Genomic DNA, 15,382 nt, shown 5'->3' with positions numbered 1-15,382 from the left:
CCGCCGAGTCAGCATGCACTGGCAGAGGAACATCAGGCCGCGGCACCGGATCAGCGTGCTGCGGGACAGGGACATCAAGCCGTGGCACCGGATCAGCATGCCGCGGCGCAGGAACATCAAGCAGCGGCACCGGATCAGCGTGCGGCGCCGCCGAGTCAGCATGCACTGGCAGAGGAACATCAGGCCGCGGCACCGGATCAGCGTGCTGCGGGACAGGGACATCAAGCCGTGGCACCGGATCAGTGCGCCGCGAGGCAGGCGCGATTTGCCGCGGCGCGGGGACATCGAGCCGGCGGACAGGGATGTCGAGGCGGCGGACGGGGACGTCGGAGCGGCGGACGGGGATGTCGAGCCGGCGGGCAGCGACGGTTGGACGGGGCACTGGCACGGTCGGCCGTGGGACGGGAATCGGAGGCGGCGCCGGCGGCAGCGCGGGCCGCGGCATCGGCACCGTGGCGGCGAACCGCGGCGCCGGCGCGGCCGTCAGCACCATCCGGTGCCGGCCACGCCACCCCGCGGGCACGACCTCGCCGCGCCCGCTGCGACCGCGGCTGCGCAGCAGGCGCAGCGCCGGCTGTTCCACGCCGTGGTAGACAACCATCGCGGCGATCAGGCTGAACCACAACACGGACGCCGTCGCCACCAGCGCCTGGGCGGGCCCGGCCCGGTGTGGCAGCAGGCCGTACCGGTCGAACCCGGTCAGCACCAGGAAGTGCACGAGGTAGAAGGCGAAGGACAGCTCCCCCAGGTACACCATCAACGGCCGCGACCACAGAGTGGGACGGCCGAGCAGGTCGGCGCGGGCTGCGGCGGCGACGACCAGGGTGACGGGGACGAGGGTCAGGGCGTGCTCGTTGATGGGGTACGGCGCGAACAGCCCCGCGAACATCGTCGGCGGCAGCAGCGCCAGGGACCATCGCAGGCCGGGGCCGCGCCACGCGCCGGTCCGCACCAGCAGCGCCACGGCGACGCCGAGCGTGAACTCGGCCATGCGCACCGGTGGCAGGACGTAGCCGATGTAGGCGGCGGTCGAGTGGGTCGCGGACACGAGGTTCGCGGCGAGCGCGGCGACGCACTCGATCATCATCACCACGATCGCCCACAGCCCGGCCGGCCCCAGCCGGCGCATCCCGGCGAGGAGCAGCGGGAAACACAGGTAGAAGAACACCTCGCAGGACAGCGACCAGCTGACCAGGTTGAGCGCGGCGTAGACGTCGTGGCGCGGCACCCAGCTCTGTGTCAGCGTCAGGTGGGTGGCCAGTTGCAGCGGGCCCGCGCCGCCGACGAGCAAGGCCGCGGCGAGCGTGGTGATCAGGGTCGCGGGGTACACCTTGCTGAAGCGACGCCACCAGAACGTGCCGGCGCGCTCGCCGGGACGGGCCGACCAGGCAAGGACGAAGCCGGACAGGACGAAGAAGAACGAGACACCGAGGCCGCCACCATGGGCGAGCGCGGCCCAGACCGCTGACCGCACGGGTTTCGCCGCGACGAGCTGCGGGTTGTAGTACTGCTCCAGGAGGTGCTGGCCGAACACGATGAGCGCGGCCGCCCACCGCAGTCCGGTGAGCGACGGCAGCCTGCTGTTACGGTCCACCCTCGTTGTCTAACGAACCGCCCGGGTGCGCGATGGCGGACCGCGCGAACCTCACATGATTCCGGCGGCCGCGGTCACATCGGGTTTCACCTCAGGCGCGCGACGGCCTCGTTGCAGGGCACGACGTCGGTGTGCTTGCGGACCACCAATTCCCCGAGGGTCGGGCGTCAGCCGGAGCGCGGCGAGGGGCGACGGCGGTGAAGGCGACCGGCCGGGCCCAGCGGATCTGGCCGGGGGTGTCCGAGAGGCGGGGTGCCGGGCCTGCATGGGCAGCATGCCGAAGTCGGGGTGGGGCACGTCCACAATGGACTGCCGGGCGAGGACGTGCTGCAGGTCCGCGCCCGCTCCCGCGACCCCTGGTCCGGCGACGGCATGTGGTCCCCGGCGTGGCACCGCCTGCCCAGTGTCCGCCGGGCAGGCGGTGCCGTCCCGTTCTCCGCGATTTTTTGTCGGTGGGTGCCGCTATGGTGTTGCCGTTCCGGGGATGCACCGGTGGGACGCGGTCGGGGAGGCCACGATGGGCACGAATGCGACGCTCGACGAGGACACGCTGGTGATTCCCGCCGGATGGCGCGACTGGACCTTTCCGCGGCGCGGCGAGGTCACCGGTTTCGTGCCGCAGCCGACGGCCGTCATCGAGACCAGCGACCTGATTGACCTGCACCGCGACGGGATTCAGGCCGAGCTTGAGCGCGAGGGTGTGCCGGCGGACCTTGCCGCCGCCGGCCGCGCGTGGCTCGCCGGCGACCCCGGGCGCACCCCGCTCGGCGCCGCGGTCGTCGCCGCGGTGCTCCTGGCCCGGCTCACCTGGCGTGACATGGGCCGGGGCCCGTCCATCACCGACGGGTGGATCATCGAGCACGGCCTCGACTTCGCCGCCCGGGCCTGTCTCGAGCTCGCCGGGCTGCATGCGGGCCGGTTCTATGGCGGTCACGTCATGCTGCTGCGCCGGCGCGCGCACGCCGACGTGCCGGACGTCTGGGCCGACACGGCGGCCTCGCGGATCCGTCACGCGATCGCCGCCGCGCCGGACGAGGAGTATGCCGCGATCGTGGCGACCCTGCAGGAGTATCGCGCCGGCGTCGTCAACCAGCGCATCGCCGCCACGTTCCTCGACCCGACCAGGCCCGGGTGGGTCGAGGAGGACATCGCCGCCCTCGCCACGGTCAGCTGGAACGAGGGTGTCGGCCACACCTTGCTGACCTGCGTCACCACGGCCGCACAGGTCGACGCCCTCACCGCCGTCATGACCAGTTTCGGCGTCTTCCGCTCCAACGCGGTGGTGTGCACGCTCGTGCTGGGCGCCGGCGGCGCCGCGCTGGGCCCCTTGCTCGCCTGGCTCGACCACGAACACATCGACCCGGACAGCCGCAAGTTCGTGCTGTCGGGCATCGCGGGGCTGCCGAGCGACGCGGCGTTCGAGGCGCTGCTGGACCGCATCGACAAGAAGCAGGTGGCGGCCGCCGTCATCGGGGCCGCCGCCCGGTTCCCCACCCGCGCGATGCGCCTGCTCGCCCTGCACGGCAGCCGCCGCGCGGTCGCCGACCTGCTCCGCTCCCACGTCGCCCGGCACCGCAAGCTCGCCGAGTCGGTCCTGCCCGCGCTCCCGCCCGACGCGGCCCACCGGATCGTCGCCGTCATCGACGCCATCGACGCCGTGCGGGAGGCGCCCGCCGACGCCCTCCCGCCGATCCTGGTCAGCCCGCCGTGGACCGGCGCCCGGAAGACCGCCAAGCCGATCGTGATCGACGGCCTCACCTGCACTGACGGGCGGTCGGCGGCGTGGGCCCCCGGCGAGCGCGACGCCTGGCGCGGCGGCACGACGCAACTGTCCCGGTTCTGGCGTCCCGGCCTCGACGCCGAGCACATCAGCGCCCAGCTGCGCCTCGGCCCGGTCGCCCCCGTCACCGCGGTCAAGTTCTTCCTGCGGGCGGAGGAGCCCGTCGCGGCCCCGTTGCTCGCCGAGTGGCGCGTCAAGGACACCAGCGACGCCGCCGAGTGGCTGCCGCTGATCGTCGGCCGGTTCGGCGCGGCGGCGTATCCCGTCGTCCTCGCCGTCGCCCGGGCGGAGCCCGCCGCGGCTGCCCGGGCCATGCTGCCCGTCGCCGGCCCGGAGCTCGCCGAGCTGGCCGCCGACTGGTTCTCCCGCGTCAAAACGCTGCGACCCCATGCCCGGGCCTGGCTGACCCGGCACCCGGCGGCCGCGACCCGGGCCCTCATCCCCGCCGCCCTCGGCGAGGCCGGCCCGGCCCGCCAGGCCGCGGGCCTCGCGCTCGCCGTGATCGGCCGGGCCGGGCACCGCGACACCGCGATCGCCGCCGCCGCGGACGCCTACGGGCCACAGGTCGCCGACGTGGTCGCCGGCCTGCTCGACGCCGACCCCCTCATGGGCCTGCCGTCCCGGATGCCGAGCCTGCCGGACTGGGCCGACCCCGCCGTCCTCCCCCCGGTCCAGCTTCGCGCCGACGCCGGCACGCTGCCGTCCACCGCGGCCCGGCACCTGTTGCTGATGCTCGCCATCTCCAAGCCCGACGAGCCGTATGCCGGTGTCGACGTCGTCCGGGACGCGTGCGAGCCGGCCAGCCTCGCCGAGTTCGGCCGGGCGCTGTTCCAGCACTGGCTCAACGCCGACGCACCGAGCAAATGCAACTGGGCCTATGAGACGACGCTGAGCCTCACCGGCGACGACGAGACCGTCCGCCGGCTCAGCCCCCTGATCCGCACCTGGCCGTCGCAGCTCATGCTGGCCCGCGCCGTCACCGGCGTCGAGATCCTCGCCCGCATCGGCTCCGACCTCGCGTTGATGCACCTGCACTCCATCGCGTCCAAGGTGAAAAACCGTGGGGTCCGCGAGCGCGCCACCCTGCGCCTCGCCAGCACCGCCGCCGACCGTGGCCTGACCCCGGAGCAGCTCGCCGACCGCCTGGTCCCCGACCTGGGCCTCGACCCGTCCGGCAGCCTCACCCTCGACTACGGATCCCGCCGGTTCGTGGTCGGCTTCGACGAGCAGCTGACGCCGTATGTCGCCGACGAGGGCGGCGCACGCCGCAAGGCCCTCCCGAAGCCCGGCGCGAAGGACGACCCCGTCCTCGCACCTGCCGCGTTCCAGCGATTCGCCGGCCTCAAGAAGGACGCCCGCACCATCGCCGCCGAGCAGATCCACCGCCTGGAGCGCGCCATGGTCAATCAACGCCGGTGGACCCCCGAGGAGCTGCAGGACCTGTTCCTCAACCACCCCCTGGTCTGGCACGTCGCCCGCCGGCTCGTCTGGGCCGACTACGGCCCGGACGGCTCGGTGCGCACCGCGTTCCGGCTCGCCGAAGACCGCAGCCTCGCCGACATCGACGACACCCCGGCGATCCTCGACCCCGCCGCCCTGGTCGGGGTTGCCCACCCACTGGACCTCGGTCCCGTCCTCGCCCGCTGGTCCGAGATCCTCGCCGACTACGAAATCCTGCAACCGTTTCCGCAGCTGGGCCGCGAGACCTTCGCCCTGACCCCGGCCGAGCAAACCGCCACGGCCCTCACCCGCTTCGCCGACCTGAAGGGTCCGACGGGCCGGTTCGTCGGCCTCGCCCGCCGCGGCTGGCAACTCGGCCCCCCGCTGGACGGCGGCGCCCAGTGCTGGGTGGAGCGCGACGTGCCGGGCGGCCATCGGGTGATCGCCTACCTGTCCCCGGGCATCTTGATCGGCAACCCGGGCCTCGACGCCGAGCAGATCCTCGGCACGGTGCACCTGGCGGAGCCGGACACCGACCCGTATCGCGGCGAACCCACCGTCCCCCTCGGCGTCCTCGACCCCCTCACCGCCTCCGAAGTCCTGCGCGACCTCCTCCTCACCACGGCGTAGGCCCCACCCGCACCGTCCAGCCCCCCGCCGGAGCCACCGGGGGCGCTGGGCAACCCCTCGTCCCGAGTTCCGAAGACCGGCACGTGACGACGCCGGGTCAGATCAGTCGGACTGTGACCAAATACGAAGACGACTGCTGCGTCTCGCACATCGTTGCTGCCATAGGGTTCGGCCGATGATCGACCCTGGTGTCCGGCGCATCGGCCTGTGGCTGGCAACCGCGCTGGTCCTTGTCGTGGCCGTCGCCGCCGGTGTGTTCATTGTCGGCTCGATCGCCGGCACTTGGAACGCGCAGCGCACGGCCGGCCGTCTGCTGGCGGATCCGGGTGCGATCACCGCCGCCCAGGCCGCGGCGCTGCACGACCGGTTCGACCCTCGCGCCGGCGTCTCCAACGGCTTGCTGGTGGCGGTGCTCGTCGCCTTCCTGCTGTGGGGCCTGCTCTGGGAGCCGCTCCGGGCCAGGGCGTTGGACCGGGCCCTCACCTGGTTCCGCTACGCCGTCGTCGGTCTCGTGGTGCTGAGCCTCGTCGCGCAGCGCGTCGTCTACCGGGGCGAGCCGGACCTGCCTGCGGATCTGGTGCGCCAGACTCGCGACGCGGCCCGGCTCGGCCTCGCCCTCGACGTGCTGTGGCTGCCCGCCCTCGTCGCGCTGCTGGTGGGCGTCGTGTCCGCGATCCGCCGCCGCCCGTCCTGACGCGACCGGCGTGGCCACTGCCCCCACAAGCTGGACTTACGCACTTCGCCCGCCGCTCGACCCGCTCAACCCGGTGAATTACTGGCCGCCGAGTAACAGGGATACACCGGGGTTGCAGGGCGCCCCTTGCGCTGCACACTTCGACGACGGTGAGGTCGGCGTCCTGCTCGTGTCATTCGCCGGGTGCGTTGATGAGCCGGCGGAAGAACGAGCGGCGTTTCGGAGCTGCACCCGCCGGTTCGGGCCGCTGATAGCCGCACTCCAGCTCGTTTCCGGCATCGTCGACGACCCAGAACAGGCTCCGGTTGCAGCACACTGCCAGCCGCTGCGAGGACTGCTGGACCTCGAACGGGGCGGAGCTGTCGCCCGGCTCGTCGACGATGACGACGAAGACACGCTCGCCAGGCCTGAGCCAGTAGTCCTCGCCCAGAGGCTCCAGCGCGATCTCCATCATTTCGGTGCCGTCATTGCGGATGCCGAGGCGGACCTCGGGTCCCTCTGTGCCCATGCCACTCCACCCCCGCACGACGACCGGGAGCCCGGTCAGCACGAGCCTACAACTGCTGACCGGGCCGGGCGTTGCACGGATCAGCGGGAGAGGAAGGTGCCGCGGGTTTCGCCGACCAGGGCGCCGGCACGGAAGGCGACCCGGCCCCGCAGCACGGCCGCTGCGACGACGACGCGCTGCTCGGCGGCCTCGGCACCCGGTGGGCGCTGCTGCGCACCGCGTTCAAACCCCACCCGTCCAACCAACTTCGCCCACCCCGGGGCATGGACGCGTCCACTGTGGACTGGGCCGAGTTCGGCGCGCCGGGCCCGGCCCTGCTCACCATTGCCGAACCGGTTGCCGAGAGGGTGCGCCCCCGCAGCACCTGTCACGGCAAGTTCTCCGGCCCGTACACCGTGGCACTCCTGTCCCCCGCCGGCCTTCAGCGGGTGGACGCGTTGCTCGCCGGTCAGGGCGTCCCGTCAGGCCCGCCGCGTTGGGCGAGCTGCTGGACCTGCCGTTCGTGCACGCCGGCCACCCACTCCCAGCCGGGCTTGGCGGACGAGCCGACCCGCGGGTCGCCGGGGTCGTCGCCGTCGCGCAGGGCGTGCACGTACGCCCGGTCCAGATCGATCCGCGTCCGGACCTGATCGGCTCCGCCGACGGAGCCGTGGCCGGGGACGATGACGTCGACGTCGGCCGCCACGCCGTCGAGCAGCCGCAGCGCCGCGAGGTAGCCCTCGATCGGGTCCTCGCCCCCATGCAGGTCGAGCATCGGGATCAGGACGTCGGACAGCATGTCGCCGGCGACAAGGATGCCGCGCTCCGCGATCAGCAGCGCCGCATGGCCCTGGGCGTGTGCCTGATGCTCGATGACCCGGACCTCGGGGCCGTCCCACGGAATCCGCGCGGCGTCCGAGGGCAGGCCGGTGATGCGGCCGAGCAGGTCCAGCGGCACGTCGTCGGGGATGCCGAACCGGCGTGTGTCGATCCCGTTCGACAGCCGCGCCTTGACCGTGTCCGCGCAGCGGGCCGTGCCGTAGCGGGGCGCCTCGCCGAGCGCGGGGTGCCACAGCAGGTGATCCCAGTGTGGATGGGTCGAGAAGCCCACCACGACGGCCTGCCCCGAATCGGACAGGTCGTTGGCGAGGCAGGTCAGCTCGTCGCCGTGCACCCCGGCGTCGATGAGCAGCACGCCACCGCCGCCCTGCACGACAACGGCGTTGCTCTGGCAGAACTCGCTCTCGTGGACCAGTACACCTTCTGCGACCTGCTTCAGCACGAGCCGGCCTCCTTCATGCCGCCGATGGCGTAGTGATGCATCGTGACGCCCTGCTTGAACGAATGCCACTCGATCAGGTCGAGGTCGATCGGCAGGTCGTAGTCGTCGAACAATGGCCGGCCGAAGCCGAGGATCGTCGGGTGGGTCCAGAGCATCAGCTCGTCGAGCAGGCCCGCCCGGAGCAGCTGCGTCGCGAGCGTCGCGCCGCCGACGCTGATGATGCCGTCGGTCCCGGCCCGCAGGGCGGCGAGTTGCTCGATGGCGTCGTCACCGCCGATGATCCGGGTGTTGTGATCGGCGGTGTGGCGGGTGCGGGTGACGAGCACCTTAAGCTTGGCCGTCCAGATCTCGCCGTATTCACGCATGTAGTCCGGCAGCGACGCGTCCTCGCGCGCCCGCGGCCAGTATTCCTCCATCGTCTCGTAGATGACCCGGCCATGGACGATGAGCGCGAGCTCACGCGTCAGCGCGTTGGCCGCGCGGTGCATTTCCTCGTGGATGCGCAGCCACTCGCCCGCGCCGTTGTCCCCGGGAACTTGCTCGATCCGCAGGTCGAGGGACACGTTCATCGAATAGACGAAGCGACCCATCCTCTTCCCACCCCCTTAGTGATTGCGTTCTGCAACTACTATATTGAGGGCGAAATACCTGTCAAGGAGGAATCGTGGAATCACGGTCCGGGTGTCCGGTCAACGCCGCCGTCGAGGTGCTCGGCGACCGCTGGTCGTTGCTCGTGCTTCGCGACGTCATCTTCGCCGACCGCCGCTACTTCCGGGCGCTGCTCACCGGGTCGATCGAGGGCATCGCCTCGAACATCCTCGCCGACCGGCTCGTACGGCTCGTCGAGGCAGGCATCCTCACCCGCGGCACGGCGGCGCGGGGGCAGCGCGCCCGCTACAGCCTCACCGAGGCCGGCATCCAGACGCTGCCGATCATCTACGCCCTCGGCAACTGGGGCCTCGACTGGCGCTCGGGCAGCGCCGAGCTGCGGAGCCGGCAGCAGCTCATGCGCGACGAGGGTCCGGCGTTCATCGAGGAGCTCATGGACGAGCTTCGCGCCCGCCACCTCGGCGCCCCGCCGAAGCCGCACGACGGCCCGGGCCCGTTCGAGCGCCTCGACGCCGCCGCGGCCGCCGGGCGGGAACACGTCGAAGAGCAGTGACGGGACGGCCCCCGGCCGCGCGATGGGTTGCGGGCCGACCAGCGCATCGGTGCAGAGGGGTCACGCCGGCGGAGGGCGGCCGCGATCGCGACCCGTTACCGGTGACGGGCGCGGCGCCGCTCACGCATCATGGCAGCCAGGCGATCACGCGGGAGGCCGCGTCGAGGCCGTCGGCAGGGACGGGGACGGCCGTGCCGGCGTGCATGTCGACGATGACGACCTGCTTGTCGACCACTGCGGCGAGCACCTCGGCGCCCTGCGCCGGCTGCCAGTTCGCGGGCTCGTCGAACAGGTGGACCTCGATGCCGCCGCCGGGCAGGGTGGCGACCGGGGTGGCGCCGACCGCGCGAGTGGCCGGGTCGACGGTCTGGAAGGTCCGCTTGTCGACGGAGAACAGCAGCGGGCGGCAACTGCCGGGCACGAAGAGCACGCCATGGGTGCTGCCGGCGGTGCCCGTGATGGCCAGTTCCGCGCCGGTGAACGCACCGGCCTTGGTCACGTCGCCGTCGCCGGTGCGTTGCCGCAGGTGCAGCACGTCCTTGTTGGTGCCGTTGTTGGCCACGACCCAGTTGCCGCAGATGGCGGTGGGGTGCCACATGCTCGGCGAGTCGAGCAGCTTCGGGTTCTTGCCGCCGAGCACCGCGACGGTCGTGGTGTCTGCCTCGACGACGACGTCGGTTTCGAGGGCTTTGACGTTGATGGTCTCCGGCAGCGACTTGCGCCGGTCGAACGTGACGTGCGTGTTGTCCAGCCACTCGCCGCAGCCCAGCGCGGTGGTGGCGGTGATCGTGCCGGTGCCGTACTTGTCCCGCTTCACCTTGTCCAGCACGGTCACCTTGCCGGCGAGGTCGGCGACGACGAGGTCGTCGGCGCGGCGGAACGAGACCCGCTTGCTGTCCGGCGAGGTCCGCAGGCACAGCTTGTTGCTCTTCGCGTCGCTCGCGAGCTTCTTCTCGCTGCCGTCGGCGAGGTTGCGGGCGGTCACCACCGCACCCGTGCGGTAGACGAGGGTCTTGTGGTCGGCCATGACCTCGTACTCCTCGAACTGCGGCACGTCCAGGGGCGCGTTGGACAGGTGCCCGTCCGCCTCCTGGGTCAGCAGCTTCAGCCGGTTGCCCGCCATGACCAGCAGCTTGCCCGGGACCTTCGGCGGCGGTGGCTTGGACACCGGCGCCGACCCGGACGATCCCGCCGTTGCCTTCGCGTCCGTGGCCGACCCGCAGCCGGCCAACCCGACGATGAGCACCCCGAAAACCGCACCAAGACGGCGCATGTGTACCTCCCCCGTACGGAGGAGTTTCTAGCACACCTGGCGTTCTGCCAGGGGGCAAGGGTGAGCAGGCGCCGACCATGCGGCCATCGACGTCGATGAGGACGCCGGCGGTGCCGGGCATGTCCCCCACCGCCTACCCCGGGTAGACCAGCGCGATTCGGGATGGTCCGTTCGGGTGGTACGACCCATCAGGTATGTCGATACGCTGTCGGCAACCGTTGACGGATGGGTGGTCATGGGATCGCAGGTAGTGACATACAGCGCGAACGGCGTGGCGGTTTCGTTCGAGATCGAGCCGGTTGCCGGGTTCGTCCCGGCGGCCGCGCCGGGCGATCTCATCGGCCGGGTCCGGGAGGCTCTGGAGCCCGCGGTCGGTGCCGCCCGTGAGGTGCTGGAGCAGGTGCGCAAGGTGGCGCCGGACCGGGTCGAGGTCAAGTTCGGCGTCAAGGTCACCGGCACGATGAACTGGCTGGTGGCCAAGGCTGCGTCGGAAGGCAACTTCGAGGTCACGCTGGCGTGGGAACCCGAGCCGCCGGCCGGATCGGCGCCATCGGCGTGACCGCCGGCACTGGCAGGCCGGGCGAGCAGGTGACCGGTCCCGCGGCGGACCCGTGGACGGTGGCGATCCACGCTGCAGCCGACGACTGGCAGCCGCGCGGCGCCGGAGTGCTGGTGGACCGCAGTCACGTGCTGACCTGCGCACACGTCATCGCGTCGATCGGTCCGACGGCGGAGCTGTGGGTGGCGTTCCCCAAAGTCGACGGGGTGCTGGAACGCCGCCGGGTGGCCTCGGTCATCAACCCGGTCGGCGTGCCGCCGTCGCTCGCCGATGTGGTCGCGCTGGTCCTGCAGGATCCGGCCCCACCGGAGGCGGCGCCCGCGCCCCTGCGCGACCCCGCGGCGGCGGGCCTGGTCGGCGGGGAATGGTGGGCGTTCGGGTTCCCGCAGGGCGATGCCTGGGGCAGCGTGGCGTTCGGCTACGTCGACGCGGCGCTCGGGTACGGGTGGGCCCGCCTGCGCACGGTGTCGGGCTACAAGGTCGAGCAGGGTTTCAGCGGCGCCGGGCTGTGGTCCGACGCGTACGGCGCGATCGTCGGCCTCGTGGGCCAGGCCCAGGCGGCCGGCGATCACCAAGGCGACGGGCGGGCGCTGACGCTGCGGCAGATCGCCGCCTGGCTGCCCGGCCTGGACGTCGTCGCGTTGACGCGCTGGTCGGTCGAGGCCTCCGGCGAGGCGGCGCTCGCCGCCTGGGGTTGGCGGCTGGCCGACGACCCGGAAGCAGGTCGGCACTGGCGCCCGCGGGCCCGCGGGGTGAGCAGCGACAGCGAGGCCGGGTTCAGGTTCCGGGGGCGCACGGCGGCGCTCACGGTGCTGATCGACTGGTTGGTCCGGTCGGCGCCGGACCTGCGGCCGCTGGTCCTCACCGGGTCACCGGGCGTCGGCAAGTCGGCCGTCCTCGGCCGGATCGTCACCACCGCGGACCCGGTGATCCGGTCCGCCCTCCCCGACGACGACACAGGCCCCAAGGCGCCGTTGGGCTCGATTGCCTGCGCTGTGCACGCCAAGGGCAAGACCGCGCTCGAGGTCGCCGTCGAGATCGCCCGGGCCGCGTCGATCCCGCTGCCGACCCGGCTGGACGAGCTGGCTCCCACGCTCCTGGCCAGTCTCGAGGAACAGCCGGCCCACCGGTTCAACCTGGTGATCGACGCGCTGGACGAGGCATCCGGGCCGGCACAGGCGAGGTCCATCGTGACCGACATCGTGCTGCCCCTGGTCGAGACCTGCAGCGGGGCTGGTGTTCAGGTGCTCGTCGGCACCCGCCGCCGCGACGACGCCGGTGATCTGCTCGGCGCCTTCGGTCCCGCCGCCGAGGTGGTCGACCTCGACCACGACGCGTACTTCACCCAGGACGACCTGGTCGCCTATGCGCTCGCGACCCTGCAGCTGACCGGCGACGAGCGGCCCGGCAACCCCTACCTGAACGTCCGCCACGGCGAGCCGGTCGCCCGGCGCATCGCCGACCTCGCCGAAGGCAACTTCCTCATCGCCGGTCTGGTCGCCCGCCGGCACGGGCTGTTCGACACCGTGCCGGTCGCCCCCGAACAGGTCGTGTTCGCGCCCTCGGTCGGTGCCGCGCTGCGGATGTACCTGGACGACCTGCCGCCCGTCGGCACCGTTCCGGCGACCGAGGTGCTGACGGTGCTCGCCTTCGCCGAGGCGCCCGGCCTGACCGTGGGGCTGTGGCGGGCCGGCGTCCACGCGCTGGACGGCACAATCCTGACCGATCGGGACCTGCAGCGGTTCGCGCAATCGGCGGCGGCGAACTTCCTGATCGAGACGTCGGACACGCAGGGACCGGCGGACGCCTCCACCGTCTGCTACCGGCTGTTCCATCAGGCACTCGACGACGCGCTGCTGGCCGCCCGCGGCAGCACCCGGCGCCGGACGACGGATGAAGCCGCCCTCACCCGGGAATGGCAGGCGATCGGCCTGAAGTCGGGCTGGGCGTCGGTGCCGGCATACCTGTTGCGCAGCCTGCCCGGCCATGCCGAGCAGGCCGGTCTCATCGACAGCCTGCTGCTGGACAGCGCCTACCTCTGCCACGCCGACCTGACCCGGCTGCTGCCGGTCGCCGAGCAGGCCGTCACGCTCAACGGCCAGGACCGCGCCCGCATGCTGTATCTCACGCCGCAGGCGACCGACGCGGCGCCGGCCGTCCGGGCCGCGATGTTCGAGCTCACCACCATCGTCGAGCAGCTCCAGCCCCGGTTCACCAGCCTGCCGTCGTCGCCCTACCGCACCCGCTGGGCGGCCGCGTCACCACGCACCGAACGCAACGTCCTCGGTGGGCACAGCGTGAACGTCACGACGCTGTGCACGGTCGACGTCCTCGACGGGCGGCAGCTGCTCGCCGCCGGCAGCTCCACGATGATCCGCGTCTGGGATCCGGTCAGCGGCCAGGCGATCCACACGCTCACCGGCCACACCGGGCCGATAAACGCCCTGTGCGCGGTCACCGCGACCAAGCCGCTGCTCGCTTCCGGCGCCGACGACGGCACCGTGCGGATCTGGGATCCGGCCAGCGGTCAGGCCGTCCGTGCCCTGACCGGGCACACCGGGCCGGTCCGAGCCGTGTGCGTGGCCGCTGACCCCGCCGGTCGTCACCTGCTCGCCTCCGCCGCCGACGACGCGACGGTGCGCATCTGGGATCCCCTCACCGGGCAGGCAATCCACACGCTCACCGGCCACACCGGACCGGTCCGTGCCCTGTGCGCGGTGCCCGACCCCGTCGACCGGCCGCTGCTCGCCTCCGCCAGCCTCGACGCGACGGTGCGCGTCTGGGATCCGATCTCCGGGCAGGCGATCCACACGCTCACCGGCCACACCGGGCCGGTCGACGCGCTGTGCGCGGTGCGCGACCTCGCTGGCCGGCCACTGCTCGCCTCGGCCAACGTCAGCGGCAAGGTCCACCTCTGGGACCCGCTCACCGGCCGGGTCGCACACACACTGGCCGGCCACACCGGACCGGTCTACTCGCTGTGCGTCGTCACCGACTCGACCGGCCGGCAGCTCCTCGCCTCCGCCAGCAGTGACGTGGTGGTCCGGATCTGGGATCCGTCGACCGGCCTGGAGATACAGACGCTGACCGGCCATACCGCCTGGATCGTCGGCCTATCTGTCGTCCCGGGCGAGGACGGGCAACTCCTCGTCTCGACCAGTCACGACCGGTCGGTCCGCGTCTGGAATCCGGTCACCGGCAGCGAGGTGTACACAGTGACGAAGCGCGCCGACGCCACCAGCATCCTCTGCGCGGTGTCCGGGGCGGGTGGCCGCGGGTTGCTCGCGACGGCCGGCGCCGACCGGACGATCCGCCTCTGGCGGGTCGCCGCCGGCCACGCGGACGTCGCCCATGGTGCCCTGCAGACCAGGGTCCGGGCGATTCGCACCGCGCCAACCTTGGTCGAGGGTTGGCTGGCGTCCGCCACCGACGATCGGAAGGTTCGCGTGTGGGACACGGCGACCGGCCAGGTCCTGCACACGCTGACCGGTCACACCGGCCTGGTCTACGCGCTGTGCGTGGTCACGGACCCCGACGGCTGCCGGCTGCTGATCTCCGCCGGTGAGGACAGGACCGTGCGGATCTGGGATCCGCTCACCGGTGCCGAACTGCGCACCCTGCTCGGCCATGTCGGCATGGTGTACGCGCTGTGCCTGCTGACCGACCCCGACGGCCGCCAGGTGCTCGCCTCGGCCAGCAGCGATCGGACGGTGCGGATCTGGGATCCGTTCACGGGCCTGCAACTACCCGGCCGGGAGCTGGTCGGGCACACCGACTGGGTCGTCGCGCTGTGCGTGCTCACCGACGCCGGCGGACGTCAGCTGATCGCCTCGGCCAGCGATGACAAGACCGTGCGGATCTGGGATCCGCTCACCGGCACAGCGATGCACATCCTGACCGGTCACACCGGCTTGGTGCTCACGCTGTGCGTGGTGACCGACGCCGCCGGGCAGCAGTTGCTGGCATCGGCCAGCGACGACCGGACGGTGCGGATCTGGGATCCGCACGACGGTCGCGCGATCCATGTCCTCATCGGGCACACCGACGCCGTCAGCACACTGTGTGAGGTGACGCTCCCCGACGGACGACGGTTGCTCGCCTCAGCGGGAGAGGACAGGACGATCCGGATCTGGGACCTGGACACCGGTCGCGCGGCCGGGATCATCACCGGCCACTCCAGGGCCGTGAGCATGCTGTGCACGGTGGTTGTCGACGGCAGGGAGTACCTCGCGTCGGGAGGCAGCGACCAGACGGTCCAGGTCCACGACGTCGGCACCCGCCAACGGGTCTGCCTGGTCGACACGCATTATCCCGTGACCGCCGGCGCCGTTGAGGACAACACGCTGTTCGCCGGACTATCAGCCGGTCTCGTCGCGGTACAGATCCGGCCCGACGGGCGGGACCACCTCCGCGCGGCCGTTCGGGTAGTTCGCCGGCTCTTCAGCGACCCCGGCGGGCCAGGGTGAGGTCGGCGGCGGGCG

11 protein-coding genes are annotated in these 15,382 nt (G+C 72.2%); 5 read left to right on the top strand and 6 right to left on the bottom strand.

Features of this window, described 5'->3' with window-relative positions:
• A partial coding sequence (locus tag AB0K00_RS06345) for an acyltransferase family protein (RefSeq protein ID WP_363516229.1) occupies nt 1-1,594 on the bottom strand: 1,594 nt, incomplete at its 3' end.
• Nucleotides 1,595-2,111: 517 nt separating this feature from the next.
• On the opposite strand from AB0K00_RS06345, the gene AB0K00_RS06340 reads away from it, so the two are divergent.
• Both AB0K00_RS06340 and AB0K00_RS06335 read left to right on the top strand, forming a co-directional pair.
• Nucleotides 2,112-5,444, top strand: a complete 3,333-nt coding sequence (locus tag AB0K00_RS06340; RefSeq protein ID WP_363516226.1) for a DUF4132 domain-containing protein — start codon at nt 2,112-2,114, stop codon at nt 5,442-5,444.
• Nucleotides 5,445-5,619: 175 nt separating this feature from the next.
• Entirely contained in the window at nt 5,620-6,138 is a 519-nt protein-coding gene (locus AB0K00_RS06335; protein ID WP_363516223.1) for a hypothetical protein, read from the top strand.
• Between the two features lie 172 nt (nt 6,139-6,310).
• Here AB0K00_RS06335 and AB0K00_RS06330 read toward each other — a convergent pair whose 3' ends face one another.
• The 4 genes from AB0K00_RS06330 to AB0K00_RS06315 all read right to left on the bottom strand — a co-directional run bounded on the left by AB0K00_RS06330 (nt 6,311) and on the right by AB0K00_RS06315 (nt 8,497).
• Nucleotides 6,311-6,646: a hypothetical protein gene (locus AB0K00_RS06330; protein ID WP_363516220.1), complete on the bottom strand. Its 336-nt coding sequence runs from the start codon at nt 6,644-6,646 to the stop codon at nt 6,311-6,313.
• A gap of 80 nt (nt 6,647-6,726) precedes the next feature.
• Nucleotides 6,727-6,879, bottom strand: coding sequence for a hypothetical protein (locus tag AB0K00_RS06325; RefSeq protein ID WP_363516217.1), 153 nt, complete (start codon nt 6,877-6,879; stop codon nt 6,727-6,729).
• Nucleotides 6,880-7,094: 215 nt separating this feature from the next.
• On the bottom strand, nt 7,095-7,907 hold the full coding sequence (locus AB0K00_RS06320; RefSeq protein ID WP_363516214.1) for an MBL fold metallo-hydrolase: 813 nt from the start codon (nt 7,905-7,907) through the stop codon (nt 7,095-7,097).
• Entirely contained in the window at nt 7,901-8,497 is a 597-nt protein-coding gene (locus AB0K00_RS06315; RefSeq protein WP_363516212.1) for a dihydrofolate reductase family protein, read from the bottom strand. The genes AB0K00_RS06320 and AB0K00_RS06315 overlap by 7 nt, the downstream gene beginning before the upstream one ends.
• 74 nt (nt 8,498-8,571) lie before the next feature.
• Here AB0K00_RS06315 and AB0K00_RS06310 point away from each other — a divergent pair, with 74 nt between their 5' ends.
• Entirely contained in the window at nt 8,572-9,069 is a 498-nt protein-coding gene (locus AB0K00_RS06310; RefSeq protein ID WP_363516209.1) for a helix-turn-helix domain-containing protein, read from the top strand.
• A 127-nt stretch (nt 9,070-9,196) separates the two neighbouring features.
• Here the strand turns inward: AB0K00_RS06310 and AB0K00_RS06305 are convergent, their stop codons facing one another.
• Nucleotides 9,197-10,342, bottom strand: a complete 1,146-nt coding sequence (locus AB0K00_RS06305; RefSeq protein ID WP_363516206.1) for a hypothetical protein — start codon at nt 10,340-10,342, stop codon at nt 9,197-9,199.
• Between the two features lie 235 nt (nt 10,343-10,577).
• Here AB0K00_RS06305 and AB0K00_RS06300 point away from each other — a divergent pair, with 235 nt between their 5' ends.
• On the top strand, nt 10,578-10,901 hold the full coding sequence (locus tag AB0K00_RS06300) for a CU044_2847 family protein (protein WP_363516203.1): 324 nt from the start codon (nt 10,578-10,580) through the stop codon (nt 10,899-10,901).
• Complete coding sequence (locus AB0K00_RS06295; protein WP_363516200.1) at nt 10,859-15,367, top strand: trypsin-like peptidase domain-containing protein; 4,509 nt, start codon at nt 10,859-10,861, stop codon at nt 15,365-15,367. Before AB0K00_RS06300 ends, AB0K00_RS06295 begins: the two co-directional genes overlap by 43 nt.
• Nucleotides 15,368-15,382: the final 15 nt, after the last annotated feature.

Source organism: Dactylosporangium sp. NPDC049525, assembly GCF_040676755.1.
GTDB lineage: Bacteria > Actinomycetota > Actinomycetes > Mycobacteriales > Micromonosporaceae > Dactylosporangium.
This window is presented reverse-complemented; position numbering and strand designations above follow the sequence as displayed.